The sequence below is a fragment of the Neptunitalea chrysea genome (assembly GCF_027924145.1).
Classification (GTDB): domain Bacteria; phylum Bacteroidota; class Bacteroidia; order Flavobacteriales; family Flavobacteriaceae; genus Neptunitalea; species Neptunitalea chrysea.
Genome location: NZ_BRVP01000006.1, coordinates 145,006 through 164,375, shown reverse-complemented (window position 1 = coordinate 164,375; position 19,370 = coordinate 145,006). Strand labels below are relative to the sequence as shown.

The following is a 19,370-nucleotide window of genomic DNA, read 5'->3' as shown; positions in this document are numbered from 1 at the left end:
TAATTATTTGACCTTTTTCACGGTTGCCTGATCAGAGATATCTGCATCCATTTTGTCAATTTTAATTGCATTAAAATATTTTATCAATTCTTTCTTAACCTTCGGTGATAATGCTACAAGACCAATTATATTAGGAAATACCATAGCAAAAATCATAGCATCTGAAAACCCCACAACAGCATCTAAACTAGCAGCAGAACCAACTACAACAAAAATTAAAAACAATATTTTATAAACAATATCAGATATCTTTCCTTTACCAAAAAGATACTTCCATGATTGTAATCCATAATAAGACCAAGAGATCATAGATGAAATAGCAAATAACACTACAGCTATACCTAAAATATAAGAAAAGTGAGGTATTGCTGAATCGAATGCTACAGAAGTTAAATCAACACCCCCAATTAGTTCTTTTGTTGAATTCAACATTACATTAGAGCCATCTACTTTACCATATTCAAAAATATGGTGTTTGGCGTTGGTAATAACAATTACTACAGCAGACATTGTACAAATAATCACCGTGTCTACAAATGGTCCCAATAATGCAGTTAAGCCTTCAGACGCAGGATATCTCGTTTTTACTGCCGCGTGTGCAATAGACGCAGAACCTACACCTGCCTCATTAGAGAAAGCAGCTCTTTGGAAACCAACGATTAACACCCCTACTATACCACCAAATGCAGCATCAGGGTTAATAGCTCCATCCCATATTTCACCAAATGCAAAAGGTATCATATCATAATTAATACCAATAATTACCAACCCTGCACCTATATATATTAATGCCATTACAGGCACAATTTTCTCTGTTACTTTACCAATACGACTAATACCCCCAATAATTACCAATCCTACAATAATAGCCATTACAAAACCTAAATACATTCCTGCATCTGAGCTCTCCCAACCAGTTAGCTCTATAATTTGTGAAGCCGCTTGGTTTGCCTGAAACATATTACCACCACCAAATGAACCTCCAATACACATAATTGCAAAGAAAACCGCTAATACCTTACCTAAACGAGCTACTCCTAGCTCCTTAAATCCAGCAGTTAAGTAATACATAGGTCCACCATGCGTTTTCCCATTACTATCTACTTCACGATATTTAACACCCAAAGTACATTCTACAAATTTAGACGCCATACCAAGAATCCCCGCTAAGATCATCCATAAGGTAGCTCCTGGCCCACCTAATGCAATAGCAACAGCAACACCGGCAATATTACCTAATCCAACGGTAGCCGAAAGTGATGCCGTTAATGCCTGAAAGTGAGTTACCTCACCAGGCACATCTCCTTCATACTTTACAGCCCCTTGAATCTCTCCGTCAACAACTTCTATATCTTCGTCAGCCGGTACGTGAGCATCTAAATGATCGTATTTACCAAAGGCTGTTTTAATACATAATTTTAAATATCTAAAGTTTACCCCTTTAAAATAGATTGTAAAGAATAAAGCTCCAGCCAATAATATGATAATTACTATTGGCATATCTTTTCCTGCTATAGTAACAGGATAAAAAATAGCCTCTACAATAGGTGTAGTGTATTTAGCAAATGCCTCATTTATCGACTCTGCAAAACTTTTCTCTGATTGTGCAAATGTAAAAAATGGCGTTAACGCCAATAGAATTGAAAGAAATCGCTTCTCCATAAAAAGATTAGTTGAATTGAATAAAAATTAACTTTTATTTTCAAGTTGCCGCAATTTCATAAAAATTTAACCAATAATCAAGTTTAAGCTATTATTATTCTAAAATTCATTAGATTCTATGCGAAAAAGCTCATTTAATTTTAAAATTTGTTCAGGTCTTCCAAGTACAATTAATTTCGAATGCGATTCTAGTAATAATGTACTTTCCGGATTAACTATATATTCCCCATTAGGCTTTTTATATCCTATTACATTACACCCTGTTCGCTTACGAATATCTAAATCTAAGATAGAAGTTATCTTATGTCCTCTTGAAATATCATCAATAGAAATTTCCTCTAAATTAATCAGTGACTTTCCTTCAAATGCCAGTTGATCCATAAAATGTACCAAATCGGGTAACACCACCATGGCTGCCATATGATCTCCTCCAATCTTATCTGGCATTACAGTTTTATTTGCTCCTGCCAACTGTAATTTTTTTAAAGAAGTTTCATTTGAAGCTCTACTTATTATATTAAGATTCTTATTTAATTGTCTTGCTGAAAGTACAATAAACAAATTAGACGCATCATCAGGTAATGCTGTAATTAAACACCCTGCTCTATCTACCCCAGCCGATAACAAAAATTCATCTTCATTAGCACTCCCGAGTATATATAAAAAGTCATCTGGAATCTGATTGGTGATTTCTTCATCTCTTTCTACAATTACAAAAGGTCTTTTATAAGCTTTTAGTTTTTCAGCAGCTTGTTTTCCGTTTCTTCCATAACCACATATGATTACATGGTTTTTGAGTGCATCAATTTTCTTTTTCATACGTCTGTATTTTACATTGTAAATGGTGCTTCTTGCAAGTAAATACTCTGTTACTACAGATACAGAATACGCTATTACAAAAAGGCTGGATACAATTAAGACAATAGTAAATATTTTTGTAGCATCATTAGTTGGATGCACTTCACTAAATCCTACAGTAGACACTGTAATCATGGTCATCCAAACAGACTCAACCCATGAATAACCAGCTATAAGACGGTACCCCGCTACGCCACTCGCAATCATGGTAATTAACAAAAAAATTGCTATATAAAGCCGAGCTCTGAAAAGTTTAAACATACATTATAAATCAAAAACAGAAGAACGTTTGGTATAAACAAGATCTTTTAACCTTAGCAAAAAAGCCAATGTTAAATACACGGCAAACCAAATACCAAATGTTGCAAACGTTAAGTAAATAAAGAATAGGCGTATATTTTTTGCCGTCATCCCTAACCGATCTGCAAATCTTGATGAAACCTCAAATCCGTTTCTTTCAAAAAAATATTTTAAGTTTTCAAACCATTTCATAAATGTAAAGATAGCAATTATATTGAGTTATTCTTCCTTTAAAAGCTTTACTCCTAAGACACATTGTAGGCATTTATTCTTACTACACAAATTCTGATATAGATGTAGTAAAGCCTGTGAATGCAAACTATTCTTTACTTTTAAATTACAGCTAACAAAATTTGCAACAATACTATTCTTCTCGGGAGGTAAATCGTATAGAACCTTTAATAACGGGTCTGTATCAACTGTACTTTTGTAATTCAGGTAACAAAATTTAAGTGGGATAATAGTATTTATTATAAGTAAATGAATAAAACTATCTGAAATACACTTTACCACCTTATTCGATTTTTTATTAAAGGTATAATGCTTCTCCCAAAAGCCAGAGGTCTTTACCTTTATAATTTCTTTTATCTCCTTAAAAGTATTGGCTTCTATAAGTAAACTAAACAAACTTGACGTCTCCTTATACACTCCTGCCAATTGAGAAAATCGAATAGTAGGAAAATTGTGCGGTCTCAATTTAAAAAATTGAATAGGTAAAACCCCCAATTTACTTAGATTGAATTTTGAACATAAAAATTGATAGTTTTCATAAAGCATTTTCTCGTAAGAAGAAGGGATTTCGGACTCCAATAGCCCCGACTGACCAAATAAAAAACTCTCGAATAAGTCCCTATCATGCATAAATTTTCGGATTATAGAAAAGTCACAACTATTTGCTATACTTAAAAAAGCCGCACCGTTAATATTCCCGCCAAAATTCTTCATTAACAACTTAAACAATACAGCTTCCCAATTGTTATTAGAATGCTTTAGCATCTCCTGTATAACCATCGATTTTTCCCTTAACCTATCAATATACAATCGCTCTAACCAAGACTCTATAACAAAACTATCAATACTCGATAAACTGTGCTCACAATTTATAAAGTGGTGCTTACTTTCTACTAATTTTAGATAGGTATTAAGTAATGAAGCAGGAACAACATTTTTAAGTTCCAACACAGGAATTGGCTGATTATTGCTATTAAAAACTTCAACATCGTGTTCCCAAACTACATGAAGTATCACATTATTGTAAGCGGCATCTTTTTCATGGCCATGCATAAACCAATAGGAAGAACGTAAATGCATTTCTATATTCCCTGCCCAATACTGTCCATCTATTAACACTAAGGCATTAAAAAAATCAGCTCCTGATAGTTCATTATACACCCCAAAACGTTTAACCTCTATAGATAATCCGTTGGTTGTTTTACTGTTACGAAAATCTATTTTCTTAAACTTCCATAAATAATGTAAAAAATCTTCTTTCATAAAAACAAAAAATCCCGTGTAAATACGGGATTTTTTTGTTCTTATCTTTGAGGGTTTCCTTATTCTGTTTCCCCTTTCCAGTCTAAAATACCACCTAATAAATTATAGGTATTAGCTACTCCTAACTGATTTAGTACCTCACAAGCCTTAGCACTTCTTGCACCAGACCGACAATACACATAAAAATTTTTACTCTTATCAAGCTCATCAACTTCATATACAAAGCCTTGACCTTTATGAATATCAATGTTAGTAGCACCAGGAATATGTACTTCCTCAAACTCTTCAGGAGTTCTTACATCTAATAAAAAGGCATTATCGTCGTTTTTAAACTGTTCTGCCCATTCTTCTTGAGATAAATTCATGACCAATTATATTTTAAACAAAAATAACATTTATAGTATAACTTCAAAGTACTTATATATTATGCTTTAATACTACAACCAATAGCTTTGGTTGTTTTTGTTTCTATTTCTTTCCCCTGAAGCATTGCATCTACAGCATTTTCTAAATACTTTACTTTTACTTGAGTAGCATCAAACGCATTATCGTCTATAGCACCTATATATTTAACCACCCCGCCTTTTTTGGTATTCTGTATTAAAAATACATGAGGAGTTTTTGTTGCTCCGAAAACAGGATAAACCGTTTGTTTGGCATCAAATAAATAAGGAAATGTGTATCCTTTGGCTTTTGCTCTTTTTTGCATATTCTCAAAACTATCCTCGGGCTTTATAGTAGGGTTGTTAGGGTTTATGGCGATAACTGGCACTCCTTTGGCAGCATATTTTTTATCTAAATCCATAATACGACTTTCATAAGCTTTAGCAAATGGGCAACTATTACAGGTGAATATTACAATAACCCCTTTTTTTGAAGCATAGTCACTAAATGATACTTCTTTGTTATCTACATTTTTTAAAGTAAAGTCTTTTATACTATCCCCTATTACATATCCTTTGGCTACTTTATTTTTATTTAATATAGTACTAGGAACAAAGGCCATAGCTAAAATTGCAATGGATATTACGCTTAAAATTTTAAATATCTTCATAGTATTAAGGTTTTAGTTAATGCTGATTCTAATTCTTCAAACGTAAAAGATTGCTCATAAAACGTTCTATTTTCTTTGTTATATATTAGAGTGGCCGGTATTGCACCCGACCAATTCTTAGACACCTTAGGTATCCATTCATTCATATTACTATCATTTAAAAAAATCACCTTACTCTGTAAATCTTTTTTTCTAATAAAAGGTACTAACTGTGTATCTACTTTATCAGGGAAATCTAAACTCACAAGTATCACCTCTACATTTTTATCTTTATACTTAGCATTAAGTGCTTCAAAATGTGGTAACTCTTTTACACATGGTGCGCACCATGTTGCCCAAAAATTAACAACATACGTTTTATTATTGCTTTGAGAAAGTACTTTACGCTCCAATTCTGAGAAGTCCATTTGTGGTACTTTCTTTTCTCCTACCGTATAAACTACGTTTTCTTTTGGTTTGGTCTTCGTATTTGTTTGTATAACCTGATGAGATGTTTCTTCGGTCTTGTCATTTTCCTTCGAAGATGAATCACAAGAAACAATTCCAATTAGTAAAACCGTTAAAATAAAATAAAAAATAATCTTTTGCATCATATATTTAATTAAAAATATCATTTTCCTATAATATTATAAAATAATAACCCGCCATTTAGCATTTTATAAGTATTTTAACATATGTACTTCTATAACCCATTGTAAATCTATTGAATACAAAAATAAACTCCCCCATTTTTTTGTGAAATTTTAACATATATTTTGAGTGTTCATCTAAAAATAACAATACATTTGTATATACAAATTTTGTAATGTAAAATGAAAATAGAGGAAATCATTAAATCAGAAAACATCACATTGTCAAAAAAGGTAATTTTAAACTTATTGTATTCTCAATCTAAATTAAATGAAACCCTTTATGTAGGGTTAAAACCTTTTGATATGTCGACTGAACAATTTAATGTTTTGCGTATTTTAAGAGGTCAAAAAGGTCTCCCTATAAACATGTGTGACATTCAGGATAGAATGATAGCCAAAACCAGTAACACTACTCGACTTGTAGATAAGTTGCTCAAAAAGGATTTAGTTACACGAAATATTTGTAAAAATAACAGAAGAAAAATGGAAGTACTAATTACCCAAAAAGGACTAGAACTTCTGTCTATTTTAGATCCCTTGGTGCTTGCATATGAAGAGCATTTTACCAACAACCTAAATGAAGAAGAATTAAATACATTAAATACACTTTTAGAAAAATTTATATCTTAAAAATTATGAGTACCTATATTGAAAATTTGGAATGGAGATATGCTACAAAACAATTTGATAGCAGTAAAAAAATTAGTTCAGAAGACCTAGAAACCTTAAAAAAGGCTTTACAATTAAGTGCTTCTTCTTACGGCTTACAACCTTATGAAATATTAATCATTGAAAATCCGGAAGTAAGAGCCAAGCTTAAAGAAGCAGCGTATAATCAAACTCAATTAACCGATGCTTCTCAAGTAATTGTATTTGCAGCAAAAACAGATGTAACGGCTGAAGATGTTGCTACCTATATGAAAAATATAAGCGAAACCAGAAATGTTTCCATAGAAGACCTAGCCGGATTCAGCGGTGCTATTAATGGGGCTATTGTTAGTTTGCCTCAAGAGCACAAAGCTATTTGGGCTGCTAAGCAATGTTATATTGCCTTAGGCAATTTACTTTCTGCTGCTGCTGCTCTAAATATAGATGCTTGTCCTATGGAAGGTTTCAGTAGTGAACAATTTGACGAAATTTTAGGGTTAGAGGAAAAAGGGTTAGCTACTGCAGTTATTGCTACAATAGGATACAGAAGTGAAAACGATTTGTTACAACATGCAACGAAAGTAAGAAAATCAGCAGAGGAATTATTTATAACTATATAATTACACAAATTTTTTAAAACAAAAGAAATGAAAAAAAGATTAGCAATTTTAGCTTTAGCATTAGTAACAGTAGTTACTGTAAATGCACAATCAAAAACAATTAAAACAGGTGAAAGCACCGTTACTTGGAAAGGTTACAAAGTAACAGGTTCTCATGAAGGAACAGTAGATCTTAAAAGTGGTACCTTAAAATTTGACGACAGCAAGTTAACTGGTGGTGAATTTGTTATTGATATGACTACTATTGGTGCTACTGACCTTGAAGGAGACATGAAAGGTAAATTAGATGGTCACTTAAAATCTGATGATTTCTTCGGAGTATCTAACTACCCTACTGCCAAATTAGTGATTACTAAAGTAAAGTCTACTGGAAAAAACAGTTATAAAGTAACAGGTAATTTAACTATCAAGAAAACAACAAAACCTGTAACTTTTGACATGTCTGTATATGGAAGCAAAGCTACTGCTACTGTAAAAATTGACCGTTCTGAATATGATGTAAGATACGGTTCTGGTAGTTTCTTTGACAACTTAGGAGATAAAACCATCTATGATGAGTTTGACTTAGTTGTTGACTTACAGTTCTAAAAAGAAATAAATACCCCAAACCAAGCCGAAATATTTAAGGCAGAAAGGTCGCTAATTATCATTAGCGATCTTTTTTATTTGTTATTTAATTATGCTTATTATAGGTACTTTACCAAAGATAATTTTCTGCTTTTAAAACTATCATCTTTAAATTTTAAACAAGAAGAAGGTTATTGAAGATTTGTTTGTCGCTTCAGATAACTTTTTCTTGTTTAAAATTTAAAGAATTCTGTTTTAACGGAGAAATTCCGAAACCTGCTCTGCTGTATAAATGAGCTATTTCAGACTGCTTCATAACTTCAATTTATATTAAATACTCTTAAATATACTATTTATTGTATTTACCTCTTTGAAATTTAATTTAACCTTTCTATATTTGACCTAACATTAACAAAGAATGAAAATGAGAATTACAAATACTTGGTGGTGGTATAACTTACGTCAGACGTCGTGAGCAAAGCACCTATATAAGTATTAAAAACATATACAAAAAGGCTTGTCATTTCACGACAAGCCTTTTTTTTATTCAAAAAATTAAACAAAAATGAAAACCTACAAACTAGAATCACATTACAAACACCTACTCGCCGACACCATTACTCCGGTGAGTGTGTATCTTAAAATAAGAGACCATTACCCTAATAGTATACTGTTAGAGAGTAGCGATTACCATGCAAACAACAACAGTTTTTCTTATGTTTGCTTTAACCCTATAGCCAACATTACCATAGAGAACAACCTTCTAAAAAAATCATATCCTGATGGTTCTACTGTGGAAACTACTATTACTAAAGACATTAACGTTCCGTCTGAGATTAATTCATTTGCACAACAATTTGAGGTAGCAGAATCACCTTTTAAATTCATTAACCGTGGATTATTCGGATACCTTGCGTATGACGCTGTACAGTATTTTGAAGACATTGAAATTTCTAAAAAAGAAAACTCACTTCATATTCCCGATGTCTATTATTCTGTTTACCAAAATATAATAGCCATTAACCACTTTAAAAACGAAGCATATATTTTTGCGCATTGCTATGAAAAAGAAAATAATATAGCAGAAATTAAAACGCTTCTAAGTTCAAGAAACTTTGCTACCTACTCCTTTACTACAGAAAGTGAACCTACTTCTGTATTAACAGATGAGGAATACAAAGAACAAGTACAACTAGCTAAAAAACATGCTTATAGAGGAGATATATTTCAATTGGTATTAAGCCGTCGTTTTTCTCAAAAATTTAAAGGGGATGAGTTTAATGTTTACCGTGCTTTAAGAAGTATTAATCCGTCTCCATACCTTTTCTATTTTGACTATGGAGACTTTAAAATCTTTGGTAGCTCACCGGAAGCGCAATTAGTTGTAAACAATGGTATTGCAGAGATTCACCCTATTGCTGGTACTTTTAAAAGAACAGGTAATGATACCAAAGATGCTGAGCTAGCTACCAAACTTGCTGCCGATGAAAAAGAAAATAGTGAACATGTTATGCTGGTAGACCTTGCTAGAAATGACCTAAGTAGAAATGGTACCGATGTTACTATTGACACCTATAAAGAGGTACAATTTTTTTCGCATGTAATTCACTTAGTTTCTAAAGTAACCGGTAAAAAGAAACCCGAAATACCTACCATGCAGGTAGTAGCAGATACCTTCCCTGCAGGTACACTAAGTGGTGCTCCTAAACATATGGCCATGCAACTTATAGAAAAGTATGAAAAAAATAACCGTGACTTTTACGGTGGAGCCATTGGATTTATGGACTTTAAAGGCAACTTTAATCATGCCATCATGATTCGAACTTTTTTAAGTAAGAATCATGAACTTCACTACCAAGCCGGTGCAGGATTGGTTTCTGAATCAAATGAAGAATCTGAATTACAAGAAGTATACAATAAGCTAGGCGCATTAACCAAAGCCGTTGAAATGGCCAAAGACATTTAAATTGCAGAAAATGAAAAAAATATTAGTTATAGATAATTACGACAGCTTCACTTATAATCTCGTTCATTACCTTGAAGATTTAGATTGCGAAGTAACTGTAAAAAGAAATGACCAGCTAACCCTTGAAGAGGTTGCTCCTTTTGATAAAATTGTGTTATCGCCTGGACCGGGAATCCCAAATGAAGCTGGACTTTTGAAAGATATCATTAAAGCCTATGCCCCTACTAAAAGCATCTTTGGGGTATGCTTAGGCTTACAGGCTATAGGAGAAGTTTTTGGTGGTAAACTTACCAATCTTAACAAAGTATATCATGGAGTAGCTACCAATGTTACCAAAGTAAAAGAGGATGTATTATTTACAGACCTACCCGATAATATGGAAGTAGGAAGATATCACTCGTGGGTAGTAGCAGATGAAGAGTTACCTCAGCAGTTAGAAATTACTTCTATAGATGAAAACAACCAAATTATGTCGTTACGCCATGTTGCCTATGATGTTTGTGGTGTGCAATACCACCCTGAATCTGTATTAACTCCGTATGGGAAAAAGATATTAGAAAATTGGCTTAAAAGTTCTTAGTACACCATTATTACACTATTAATTTTTATCTCAATTTAATTTTTATCAAAAATGAAAGCAATATTAAACAGACTTATAAATCACGAAACTATCTCTAAAGAAGAAGCCAGAAATGTATTGGTAAACATCTCTAACGGAGTATACAACACCAGTCAGATAGCAGCCTTTTTAACCGTTTATATGATGCGAAGCGTAACCACTGAGGAATTAGAAGGTTTTAGAGATGCCTTATTAGAATTATGTATCCCTGTAGACTTGAACGGTTATGAAACTATAGACCTGTGTGGTACAGGAGGTGATGGTAAAGACACTTTTAACATCTCTACGCTAGCTTCTTTTGTAACAGCCGGAGCAGGTGTTCATGTAGCTAAACATGGTAATTACGGAGTATCTTCCAAATGTGGCTCTAGTAATGTAATGGAACATTTGGGTATTAGGTTTACCAGCGATCAGGATTTTTTAAAGAAGTCTATTGATAAAGCTAATATTTGTTTCTTGCATGCTCAACTATTTCATCCGGCTATGAAAAATGTAGGACCTATTAGAAAAGAGCTTGGCGTTAAAACCTTTTTTAATATGTTAGGTCCTATGATTAATCCGGCGTTTCCTAAAAATCAAATGGTAGGAGTCTTTAGTTTAGAGTTAGCACGTATTTATAGCTACCTGTACCAAAAAACCGATAAAAACTACACCATCCTACATGCATTAGATGGGTACGATGAAATATCGCTTACCGGAACTACCAAAGCTATAACCAATACTTCTGAGCAAATGTTAACTGCACAAGATTTTGGGGTTGCTTCACATTCTCAGAAAGCTATAAAAGGTACTGATACCATTGAAGGTACAGCTCAAATATTTTTAAATGTATTAAACGGAAAAGGTACCGAAGCTCAAACCAATGTAGTTTGCGCTAATGCTGGTACCGCCATTGCAACCGTTAAAAAACTCCCCCCTAAGGAAGGCTTTGATATCGCAAAAGAATCCTTACTATCAGGGAAAGCATTAGCTAGTTTTCAAACCTTAAGAACGCTTAGTCAAAATTAATAGGTATGAATATTTTAGATAAAATAGTTTTTGACAAGCATAAAGAAGTAGCCCTTAAAAAAGCATTGATTCCGGTTTCGCAACTAGAGCAATCTGTTTTGTTTGAGAAGCCTACCTTCTCACTGGCGACCAAATTAAAAGAGAGTGATTCGGGTATCATAGCCGAACATAAAAGACGTTCTCCTTCTAAATCGGTTATTAACTATAATCTTAATGTACAAGACGTAACCAAAGGGTATACAAATGCAGGCGTATGCGGTATGTCTGTTTTAACCGATGGTAAATACTTTGGTGGCTCTTTAGACGATTTAGTATTGGCCAGAGCTTCTACCAATATACCTTTATTAAGAAAAGAATTCATTATAGATGAATATCAGCTATTGGAGGCTAAAGCCTATGGAGCCGATGCTATATTACTTATTGCTGCTATTTTGGGTCGTGCTGAAATTAAAACACTTTCTGAACTTGCTAAAAGCTTAGACTTAGATGTGTTACTGGAAGTTCATAATCAGGAAGAGTTAGAAAAATCGGTGATGCCTAGTTTAGACATGCTAGGAGTAAATAACAGAAACCTAAAAACTTTTGAAGTAAGTCTTGATACAAGCAAATCGTTATCTCCCTTAATACCAGATGATTTTATAAAAGTCTCTGAAAGTGGTATAAGTACTGTGAGTGCTATTAAAGAATTACAACCTTATGGTTACAAAGGTTTTCTTATTGGAGAAAATTTTATGAAAACGGATAACCCAGGAAAAAGTGCTACTGAATTTATAAAAGAGCTGACCAAATGAAACTAAAGATTTGCGGAATGAAATATAAAGAGAATATAATTGAGGTTGCTAATTTACAACCAGATTATATGGGCTTTATATTTTATGAAAAATCGCCTCGTTATGTTTCTGATAGTTTACCAGAATTACCAAAAGCTATTATTAAAACCGGAGTCTTTGTAAATAGCTCATTAGAGTATATTACCAGAGTAATTACTCAATATAACTTAAAAGCTTTGCAGTTACATGGTAATGAATCGGTTACTTTTTGTGAGCAACTAAAAAAGAATTTACCAAATATTGAAGTGATAAAAGTGTTTTCTATCAAAGATCAATTCGATTTTAAAACGTTATCTCCATATGAAGATTTCGTTGATTTTTTCCTATTTGATACCAAAGGAACTTTACCTGGAGGTAACGGATATACCTTTGATTGGAGTGTTTTAAAAGAATACACTTCCTCCACGCCTTTTTTCTTAAGTGGAGGTATTGGTTTGGAATCTGTACCCCAGCTCACCGATTTTTTTAAATTACCCATTGCACAAAAATGTTATGCTATAGATGTAAACAGTAAATTTGAAATAGCACCAGCATTAAAAAATAGAGATAAACTAAAACAATTTAAAACGGAACTTGGGGCCGTTCAACTATAAATATAACCTGAAGACTATGAGTTATCATGTAAATGAAAAAGGATATTACGGAGAATTTGGAGGTGCTTACATCCCCGAAATGCTCTACCCTAATGTAGAAGAGCTACGCCAAAACTATATTAACATAATGCAGGAGGAAGATTTTCAACAAGAATTTCAAAAACTCCTGAAAGATTATGTTGGACGTCCTTCGCCTCTTTATTTTGCAAAGCGTCTCTCAGATAAATATAAGACCAAGATATACCTGAAACGTGAAGACCTAAACCATACCGGAGCCCATAAAGTGAATAATACTATTGGTCAAATACTCATGGCAAAGCGTTTGAGTAAAACCCGTATTATTGCCGAAACCGGCGCAGGTCAGCATGGGGTTGCTACCGCTACTGTATGTGCCTTAATGGGCATGAAGTGTATTGTTTATATGGGCGAAATAGATATTGCTCGCCAGGCACCCAATGTAGCTCGTATGAAAATGTTAGGAGCAGAAGTAATTGCTGCCACCTCAGGAAGTAAAACCTTAAAAGATGCTACCAATGAAGCCATTAGAGACTGGATTAACAATCCGGTTGATACCCATTACATTATTGGGTCGGTTGTAGGACCGCATCCGTATCCTGATATGGTAGCCCGTTTTCAGAGTGTAATTTCTGAAGAGATTAAAAAGCAGTTATTAGAGCATGAGGGAACCGAGCACCCTAATCACGTAGTAGCTTGTGTAGGTGGCGGAAGTAATGCGGCAGGTGCATTCTATCATTTTTTAGATGAAGAACAAGTAAACCTAATTGCTGTTGAGGCTGCTGGTCATGGTGTAAATAGTGGTGAAAGTGCTGCTACTTCTGTATTGGGTAATGAAGGAATTATTCATGGTAGTAAAACCCTATTAATGCAAACCAAAGACGGACAAATCACGGAACCGTACTCTATTTCGGCAGGGTTAGATTATCCAGGAGTTGGACCATTACATGCACATTTGTTTAAATCAGAAAGAGCCGAATTTATTGCTATAACAGACAATCAGGCCATGGAAGCAGGTATAGAGCTTACGCAATTAGAAGGTATTATTCCAGCTATTGAAAGTGCTCATGCGTTTGCCATACTAAAAGAAAGAAAGTTTAAAGAAGATGACATTGTTATTATAAACCTTTCTGGGCGCGGAGATAAAGATTTAGATACCTATATCAAACATTTTAATTTATAATGAAACCTATTCAGTACCTCGTTTGGTTTACCTTTGTTTTAAGCTATTCTTGTTTTGCTCAAAACACTAAAAAAATGGAAACCATAAATGTTTCCAATCTCATAGTGGTTCCTAAGCATTACATAGTTACCAAAACTACCCAACCCATTACCATAGATGGAAAAGCAAGTGAAAAGGATTGGGCAAAAACCAGTTATACAGATAGCTTTATAGATATAGAAGGTATTAAACAGCCCAAATACAACACCCAAGTAAAAATGCTTTGGGATGATACCTATCTATACGTATATGCAGAATTGGAAGAACCTCATGTATGGGCAACACTAAAACAACGAGATACCATTATTTTTTATAACAACGATTTTGAAATATTTATAGATCCTTCAAACACCACCAAAAATTATGGTGAAATAGAAATAAATGCCTTTAACACCGTATGGGATTTACATTTAGATAAACCGTATAGAGTTAGTGGCAAACCAAATAATCATTGGGATTTAAAGGAATTAAAATCGGCGGTAAATATTCAGGGAACTATCAATAATCCGAAGGATACAGATACCGGATGGACGGTGGAAATTGCCATTCCACTTAAAGCTATTTCAGAACTAAAAGGAAGTCATGCCATCCCTAAAGAAGGTGAGCAATGGCGTTTAAATTTTTCAAGAGTAGAATGGGATTATGATCTTATTAACGGTAGATATTACAGAAAAAAGAAAAACAGTACGTTTTTACCAGAATACAATTGGGTATGGAGTAATCAGAAAGTGATTAATATGCACGAACCTGAAAAATGGGGTTACATTCAGTTTACCGAAAAAACCTCAGCAAAAAATGTTCCCTATAAGCAGGAGATTGATTTAAAAATAAAGCAAACCGCCTATGCCTTATTTAGAGAAACAAAATTTAACTCGTTAAAGAAATTACAAAGCTTACCTGCCGAAACTAAAAGATTCTATAAGGTAACCTATGACACTGGTAAAACTGTAAACGCTGAGTTTATTAAAACCAATATTGGGTTTGAGTTTGTTATAAACAGTAATGAAACCGCACATACCTATGTAATTAATGAAGAAGGTATTCTAAATTCCGTTACCCCATGAAAAAAATCATGTTGATCATTTCAATTCTTTTTGTGAGTTGTACAAACACCAAAAAGGAACAAACTGCAACAACTACTGAACCTAAAACTTCAGACTATTTTATATTTGCTTCATGGGTACATGCAGGTGATGCATTTGATACAGAAAAATGGGAAACCAAATTAACGCATTACGATAGTTTGGGTATTACTGAAATACAAGTTGGTGCTAAACCAAAAGTGCTTACACAACTAGTACCACTAGCTAATAAGCATCATATAAAAGTCCACGCATGGATGTGGACTTTAAACCGCCCCAATGATACCATTGCTAACAAACATCCGGAATGGTATGCCGTTAACAGAAATGGCGACAACTCATTAGATTATCGAGCCTATGTTGACTATTACCAATGGTTAAGTCCGTTTCATCCAGAAGCTCGTAACTATATTAAAAGTAATGTAGCTAAACTTTTAGAAGTAGAAGGATTAGCATCTGTACATTTAGATTATGTACGCTATGTTGATGTAATATTGGGGAGCGATTTACAACCAAAATACGGACTGGTTCAAGACCATGAAATGCCAGAGTATGATTACGACTATCACCCGATTGCAAGAAAAGGCTTCCAAGACTTATTTGGTATAGACCCTATTGAAATGAAGCACCCAGAACTGAGCACTGAATGGCGACAATACCGTTTAAATGCAGTAACCTCGTTAGTAAATGAAATTGCCGAAATGGCACATCAAAAAAACGTAAAACTGACGGCAGCTGTTTTTCCATTTCCTGAAATGTCACGTCAAATGGTAAGACAAGCTTGGAACGATTGGGATTTAGATATGGCATTTCCTATGCTATACCAAAACTTCTATCGTCAAAACATTAATTGGATAGGCTTTGCAACCGAGCAAGGAGTACAAAGTGTAGATTTTCCGGTGATAGCAGGATTATATAGTCCGGCACTTAAAAGCGAGAAAGATTTAGAAAAAGCCATCTTATTAGCTAAAGAAAAAGGTGCAAAAGGCATCTCTATATTTACCGCAGATGATTTATCTGCTGAACAACAAAATGTATTAAAAAAATTGCATAAAGAATTACACCATGAATAGAATAGCACAAAAACTGGAAGAAGATAAAAAACTGAAGTCAATATATTTTACAGCTGGATACCCTAATCTGAATGATACCACAACCATTATTCAAGAATTGGAAAAAGCCGGCACCGATATCATAGAAATAGGGTTACCTTTTAGTGATCCTTTAGCCGATGGACCTACCATACAAGAAAGCTCTACACAAGCATTGAAAAACGGAATGACTACAGAGCTATTATTTAATCAGCTAGCAAACATTCGTGAATCAGTAACCATTCCATTAATTATTATGGGATACTTTAACCCTATGCTACAATACGGGGTGGAAGATTTTTGTAAAAAATGTGCTTCTATAGGTATAGATGGGCTTATTATCCCAGATTTACCTGTAGATGTGTACCACGAAGAATACCAAGCTATTTTTGAAAAATACGGATTGATAAACATCTTCTTAATAACACCTCAAACCAGTGATGAGCGTATTCAATTTATAGATAGTATTTCTAATGGATTTATTTATATGGTAAGTTCCGCTAGTGTTACTGGTACCCAAAATGCTTTTGGAGATGCACAAATAGCATATTTTAAGCGTATAGCCGACTTACAGCTAACAACTCCTCAAATAGTAGGTTTTGGTATTAGTAATACAGACACTTTTAATACGGCTACTACCTATGCTAAAGGAGCTATTATAGGGTCGGCATTTGTAAAACATATTAAAACATATGATTTAATCAAAATTAAAGATTTCTTTATTTTTGATTAAAGATTCTTGTATAAAATAACCTTTCAAGGCATCCCCTACCTGAAATGCCGCTATTAAAAACTTATGAAAATTGAACGTTAAAGATGTTAACCCTATTACATTTCAAATCGAATTAATAGGTATAGTATGATGCCAAAAAATAGGTTCACTTTTTTTAAAATAACTATATGATAAAAGGCTACTTATATGGTAGCCTCCATCAAAAAAGAAGTTTTGCTAACTTAATCTTCTAAAAAATCTTCTTTGGGAATACATCTAGTTTTCCTATTAAAAAAATCAATTGTTTAGACAATGCACTAAAACAAACTCAATTCGTTTAATTCCCTATTTCTATTAAAATTCCAACGTTGTATTGTTAAATTTCGTTTTTTTAATTATTAAACAAATGTTTAAATTAAACGTTTGTTTAATTTTGTCATGAAAATGAACAAGACATGAATCTTAATGATAAACAAATACAAATTCTAATAATAGCAGAGCAGTTATTTGCAGAGCATGGTTTTGGTGCTACTTCGGTAAGACAAATTGCTAAAAAAGCAGATATTAATATTGCCATGATATCTTATTATTTTGGCTCTAAAGAAAAACTTCTGGAAACCTTGTTAGAATATAGAACACTAGATTTTCGAAATGAAATTACCAATATAATAAAGAATGACACCCTCACCTATATTGAAAAATTAGATACTATGGTGATGCTCCTTATTAAAAGGATACATAAAAATAGACGTATTCATAAAATACTCCATTTTGAACATTCTAATGGTCTTAGAAATATTACTATTGAAAAATATATTGAACATAAGTTAAAAAACTACACCCTTATTGAGAGCTTTATTAAGGATGGTCAAAAGAATGGGGTATTTGTTTCAAACATAGAAATTCCACTTATTTTCCCAACCATTCTAGGCAGCTACTTCAGTTTTTATTACAACAAAAAACTATTTAAAATTATATACAAACTGGAAGACAAAGACATTGATGACTTTGTTTTTCACACCCTCACAAAACATATCCAAAAAACCATTAAAGCTATTTTAACGTATGAAAATTAAAACCACCTTGTTTTTAGTACTAATGTTAGCTATGGGGCTATCATATGCACAAGAAACAAAACCCTTAAACCTTCAGGAAGCTGTATCATTAGCACTGGGAAACAGTACCGAAATTAAAATTTCGGACAGTAAAGTGCTAACGGCAGAAAACGAGCTAAATGTTATTAAAAACAATCAGTATCCCGACTTTAAACTTTCAGGTCAATATATGTATTTAACCAATGTTGACATGAATCTTAAATACAACACTGGAAGTACCGATAGCGGAAGCGAAAGTTCGGGTGCCACTCCAAGTCCAAACAGATTGGCATTGGGTATGGCTACTTTAACCCAACCTATATTTTCAGGGTTTCAAATTAAGAACGCAATTAAAGCCGGTGAACAAAACTATGAAGCCGAAGTTTTAATGGCCAAAAACGACAAAGAGCAAATTGCCTTAGCGGCTATTAATGGCTACATAAATCTATACAAAGCAACACAAACAGTTAGTCTTATTGAAGAAAATCTTAAAAGTGCTCACCAACGTGTAGTTGATTTTAAGAATATGGAAGACAATGGCTTGTTAGCTAAAAACGACCGTTTAAAAGCTGAATTACAAGAAGCTAACATTCAAATAGCACTTGACGAAGCAATTAAAACTCGTTACATGATCAACTATCAATTATTAACATTATTAAAACTTCCCCCAAACACAACTATTGAGACCTCAGACGCTGATTTTGGAATTGCACAGTCAAATCCATCTGTAAGCATTTCAAGATTTGATGTACAAGCTATGGAAATGCAAAAACAAGCTGCTGAATCACAAGTTAAAATTGCAAAAGCTAAATATTACCCATCTATCTATTTCTCTGGTGGATATATTGCAGCAGATATACAAGATTTTATAACGATTACCAATGCTATGAATTTTGGTGTTGGAATTTCTTATAACATCTCAGATATCTTTAAAGCTAAGAGTCATATTAAAGCAGCAAAAAGTAAAGCACAGACCCTAGAATATAGTATTGAGCATGCCAATGAGCAAATAAACATTCAGGTGGAAAATGCCAGACAAAATTATCAGCTAGCATTAAAAAAGTTAACGGTATATACCAAATCTGAAGAACAAGCTACTGAGAACTATCGTATTGTAAAAGACAAATATGATAATGGTTTGCAAGACACTAACGATTTATTAGAGGCAGATGTTCAAAAGCTTCAATCAAAAATTGACTTGGCAAATGCACAGGCAGATATTACTAGAACGTATTACGAATTCTTAAATACTCAAGGTCGCTTAACCTCAAATCTAAATTAATACTAAAACTAAATTTTCACC

Annotated in this window: 21 protein-coding genes; 14 read left to right on the top strand and 7 right to left on the bottom strand. The window is 33.4% G+C overall.

Annotated elements, in window-relative coordinates; all coding sequences use genetic code 11:
- Positions 1-3 precede the first annotated feature (3 nt).
- From NBRC110019_RS05930 to NBRC110019_RS05900, 7 genes are all read right to left on the bottom strand, one after another.
- Positions 4-1,662, bottom strand: a complete 1,659-nt coding sequence (locus NBRC110019_RS05930; RefSeq protein ID WP_281753240.1) for an alanine/glycine:cation symporter family protein — start codon at positions 1,660-1,662, stop codon at positions 4-6.
- 99 nt (positions 1,663-1,761) lie between these two features.
- On the bottom strand, positions 1,762-2,781 hold the full coding sequence (locus NBRC110019_RS05925; RefSeq protein ID WP_281753238.1) for a potassium channel family protein: 1,020 nt from the start codon (positions 2,779-2,781) through the stop codon (positions 1,762-1,764).
- A 3-nt stretch (positions 2,782-2,784) separates the two neighbouring features.
- Complete coding sequence (locus tag NBRC110019_RS05920; protein WP_281753236.1) at positions 2,785-3,012, bottom strand: PspC domain-containing protein; 228 nt, start codon at positions 3,010-3,012, stop codon at positions 2,785-2,787.
- A gap of 27 nt (positions 3,013-3,039) precedes the next feature.
- Positions 3,040-4,314 (bottom strand): DUF2851 family protein, encoded by a 1,275-nt coding sequence (locus NBRC110019_RS05915; protein WP_281753235.1) that lies wholly within the window; start codon positions 4,312-4,314, stop codon positions 3,040-3,042.
- A gap of 59 nt (positions 4,315-4,373) precedes the next feature.
- Positions 4,374-4,679, bottom strand: coding sequence for a rhodanese-like domain-containing protein (locus NBRC110019_RS05910; protein ID WP_281753233.1), 306 nt, complete (start codon positions 4,677-4,679; stop codon positions 4,374-4,376).
- 59 nt (positions 4,680-4,738) lie between these two features.
- On the bottom strand, positions 4,739-5,368 hold the full coding sequence (locus NBRC110019_RS05905; protein WP_281753231.1) for a thioredoxin family protein: 630 nt from the start codon (positions 5,366-5,368) through the stop codon (positions 4,739-4,741).
- A complete protein-coding gene (locus NBRC110019_RS05900) occupies positions 5,365-5,961 on the bottom strand; it encodes a TlpA disulfide reductase family protein (RefSeq protein WP_281753229.1) in 597 nt (198 codons plus the stop codon). The genes NBRC110019_RS05905 and NBRC110019_RS05900 overlap by 4 nt, the downstream gene beginning before the upstream one ends.
- Before the next feature lie 219 nt (positions 5,962-6,180).
- Between NBRC110019_RS05900 and NBRC110019_RS05895 the strand changes: the two genes are divergently transcribed.
- From NBRC110019_RS05895 to NBRC110019_RS05830, 14 genes are all read left to right on the top strand, one after another.
- Complete coding sequence (locus tag NBRC110019_RS05895; RefSeq protein ID WP_281753227.1) at positions 6,181-6,630, top strand: MarR family winged helix-turn-helix transcriptional regulator; 450 nt, start codon at positions 6,181-6,183, stop codon at positions 6,628-6,630.
- 5 nt (positions 6,631-6,635) lie between these two features.
- Positions 6,636-7,268 carry an NAD(P)H-dependent oxidoreductase gene (locus tag NBRC110019_RS05890; protein ID WP_281753226.1) on the top strand — a complete coding sequence of 211 codons (633 nt, stop codon included), beginning with the start codon at positions 6,636-6,638 and terminating at the stop codon, positions 7,266-7,268.
- 27 nt (positions 7,269-7,295) lie between these two features.
- The gene (locus NBRC110019_RS05885) at positions 7,296-7,856 is read left to right on the top strand and encodes a YceI family protein (RefSeq protein ID WP_281753224.1); all 561 of its coding nucleotides are present in this window, start codon (positions 7,296-7,298) and stop codon (positions 7,854-7,856) included.
- A gap of 544 nt (positions 7,857-8,400) precedes the next feature.
- Entirely contained in the window at positions 8,401-9,801 is a 1,401-nt protein-coding gene (locus NBRC110019_RS05880) for an anthranilate synthase component I family protein (protein ID WP_281753222.1), read from the top strand.
- A gap of 10 nt (positions 9,802-9,811) precedes the next feature.
- On the top strand, positions 9,812-10,381 hold the full coding sequence (locus NBRC110019_RS05875) for an anthranilate synthase component II (protein ID WP_281753220.1): 570 nt from the start codon (positions 9,812-9,814) through the stop codon (positions 10,379-10,381).
- 51 nt (positions 10,382-10,432) lie between these two features.
- On the top strand, positions 10,433-11,428 hold the full coding sequence (gene trpD, locus NBRC110019_RS05870; protein ID WP_281753218.1) for an anthranilate phosphoribosyltransferase: 996 nt from the start codon (positions 10,433-10,435) through the stop codon (positions 11,426-11,428).
- Between the two features lie 5 nt (positions 11,429-11,433).
- Positions 11,434-12,219 (top strand): indole-3-glycerol phosphate synthase TrpC, encoded by a 786-nt coding sequence (gene trpC, locus NBRC110019_RS05865; protein WP_281753217.1) that lies wholly within the window; start codon positions 11,434-11,436, stop codon positions 12,217-12,219.
- Complete coding sequence (locus NBRC110019_RS05860) at positions 12,216-12,851, top strand: phosphoribosylanthranilate isomerase (protein WP_281753216.1); 636 nt, start codon at positions 12,216-12,218, stop codon at positions 12,849-12,851. The genes trpC and NBRC110019_RS05860 overlap by 4 nt, the downstream gene beginning before the upstream one ends.
- A gap of 16 nt (positions 12,852-12,867) precedes the next feature.
- Entirely contained in the window at positions 12,868-14,049 is a 1,182-nt protein-coding gene (gene trpB / locus NBRC110019_RS05855; RefSeq protein WP_281753214.1) for a tryptophan synthase subunit beta, read from the top strand.
- A gap of 74 nt (positions 14,050-14,123) precedes the next feature.
- Complete coding sequence (locus tag NBRC110019_RS05850) at positions 14,124-15,152, top strand: carbohydrate-binding family 9-like protein (protein WP_281753212.1); 1,029 nt, start codon at positions 14,124-14,126, stop codon at positions 15,150-15,152.
- Complete coding sequence (locus tag NBRC110019_RS05845; protein ID WP_281753210.1) at positions 15,149-16,243, top strand: family 10 glycosylhydrolase; 1,095 nt, start codon at positions 15,149-15,151, stop codon at positions 16,241-16,243. The genes NBRC110019_RS05850 and NBRC110019_RS05845 overlap by 4 nt, the downstream gene beginning before the upstream one ends.
- Positions 16,236-16,994, top strand: a complete 759-nt coding sequence (gene trpA / locus NBRC110019_RS05840; RefSeq protein WP_281753208.1) for a tryptophan synthase subunit alpha — start codon at positions 16,236-16,238, stop codon at positions 16,992-16,994. The genes NBRC110019_RS05845 and trpA overlap by 8 nt, the downstream gene beginning before the upstream one ends.
- 434 nt (positions 16,995-17,428) lie before the next feature.
- Positions 17,429-18,049, top strand: a complete 621-nt coding sequence (locus NBRC110019_RS05835; protein ID WP_281753206.1) for a TetR/AcrR family transcriptional regulator — start codon at positions 17,429-17,431, stop codon at positions 18,047-18,049.
- Positions 18,039-19,349 carry a TolC family protein gene (locus NBRC110019_RS05830; protein ID WP_281753204.1) on the top strand — a complete coding sequence of 437 codons (1,311 nt, stop codon included), beginning with the start codon at positions 18,039-18,041 and terminating at the stop codon, positions 19,347-19,349. Before NBRC110019_RS05835 ends, NBRC110019_RS05830 begins: the two co-directional genes overlap by 11 nt.
- Positions 19,350-19,370: the final 21 nt, after the last annotated feature.

Bases quoted from the DNA above. Each gene is read 5' to 3' on its own strand.
- NBRC110019_RS05930 (WP_281753240.1), bottom strand. From the start codon at position 1,662: ATGGAGAAGCGATTTCTTTCAATTCTATTGGCGTTAACGCCATTTTTT.
- NBRC110019_RS05925 (WP_281753238.1), bottom strand. From the start codon at position 2,781: ATGTTTAAACTTTTCAGAGCTCGGCTTTATATAGCAATTTTTTTGTTA.
- NBRC110019_RS05920 (WP_281753236.1), bottom strand. From the start codon at position 3,012: ATGAAATGGTTTGAAAACTTAAAATATTTTTTTGAAAGAAACGGATTT.
- NBRC110019_RS05915 (WP_281753235.1), bottom strand. From the start codon at position 4,314: ATGAAAGAAGATTTTTTACATTATTTATGGAAGTTTAAGAAAATAGAT.
- NBRC110019_RS05910 (WP_281753233.1), bottom strand. From the start codon at position 4,679: ATGAATTTATCTCAAGAAGAATGGGCAGAACAGTTTAAAAACGACGAT.
- NBRC110019_RS05905 (WP_281753231.1), bottom strand. From the start codon at position 5,368: ATGAAGATATTTAAAATTTTAAGCGTAATATCCATTGCAATTTTAGCT.
- NBRC110019_RS05900 (WP_281753229.1), bottom strand. From the start codon at position 5,961: ATGATGCAAAAGATTATTTTTTATTTTATTTTAACGGTTTTACTAATT.
- NBRC110019_RS05895 (WP_281753227.1), top strand. From the start codon at position 6,181: ATGAAAATAGAGGAAATCATTAAATCAGAAAACATCACATTGTCAAAA.
- NBRC110019_RS05890 (WP_281753226.1), top strand. From the start codon at position 6,636: ATGAGTACCTATATTGAAAATTTGGAATGGAGATATGCTACAAAACAA.
- NBRC110019_RS05885 (WP_281753224.1), top strand. From the start codon at position 7,296: ATGAAAAAAAGATTAGCAATTTTAGCTTTAGCATTAGTAACAGTAGTT.
- NBRC110019_RS05880 (WP_281753222.1), top strand. From the start codon at position 8,401: ATGAAAACCTACAAACTAGAATCACATTACAAACACCTACTCGCCGAC.
- NBRC110019_RS05875 (WP_281753220.1), top strand. From the start codon at position 9,812: ATGAAAAAAATATTAGTTATAGATAATTACGACAGCTTCACTTATAAT.
- trpD (WP_281753218.1), top strand. From the start codon at position 10,433: ATGAAAGCAATATTAAACAGACTTATAAATCACGAAACTATCTCTAAA.
- trpC (WP_281753217.1), top strand. From the start codon at position 11,434: ATGAATATTTTAGATAAAATAGTTTTTGACAAGCATAAAGAAGTAGCC.
- NBRC110019_RS05860 (WP_281753216.1), top strand. From the start codon at position 12,216: ATGAAACTAAAGATTTGCGGAATGAAATATAAAGAGAATATAATTGAG.
- trpB (WP_281753214.1), top strand. From the start codon at position 12,868: ATGAGTTATCATGTAAATGAAAAAGGATATTACGGAGAATTTGGAGGT.
- NBRC110019_RS05850 (WP_281753212.1), top strand. From the start codon at position 14,124: ATGGAAACCATAAATGTTTCCAATCTCATAGTGGTTCCTAAGCATTAC.
- NBRC110019_RS05845 (WP_281753210.1), top strand. From the start codon at position 15,149: ATGAAAAAAATCATGTTGATCATTTCAATTCTTTTTGTGAGTTGTACA.
- trpA (WP_281753208.1), top strand. From the start codon at position 16,236: ATGAATAGAATAGCACAAAAACTGGAAGAAGATAAAAAACTGAAGTCA.
- NBRC110019_RS05835 (WP_281753206.1), top strand. From the start codon at position 17,429: ATGAATCTTAATGATAAACAAATACAAATTCTAATAATAGCAGAGCAG.
- NBRC110019_RS05830 (WP_281753204.1), top strand. From the start codon at position 18,039: ATGAAAATTAAAACCACCTTGTTTTTAGTACTAATGTTAGCTATGGGG.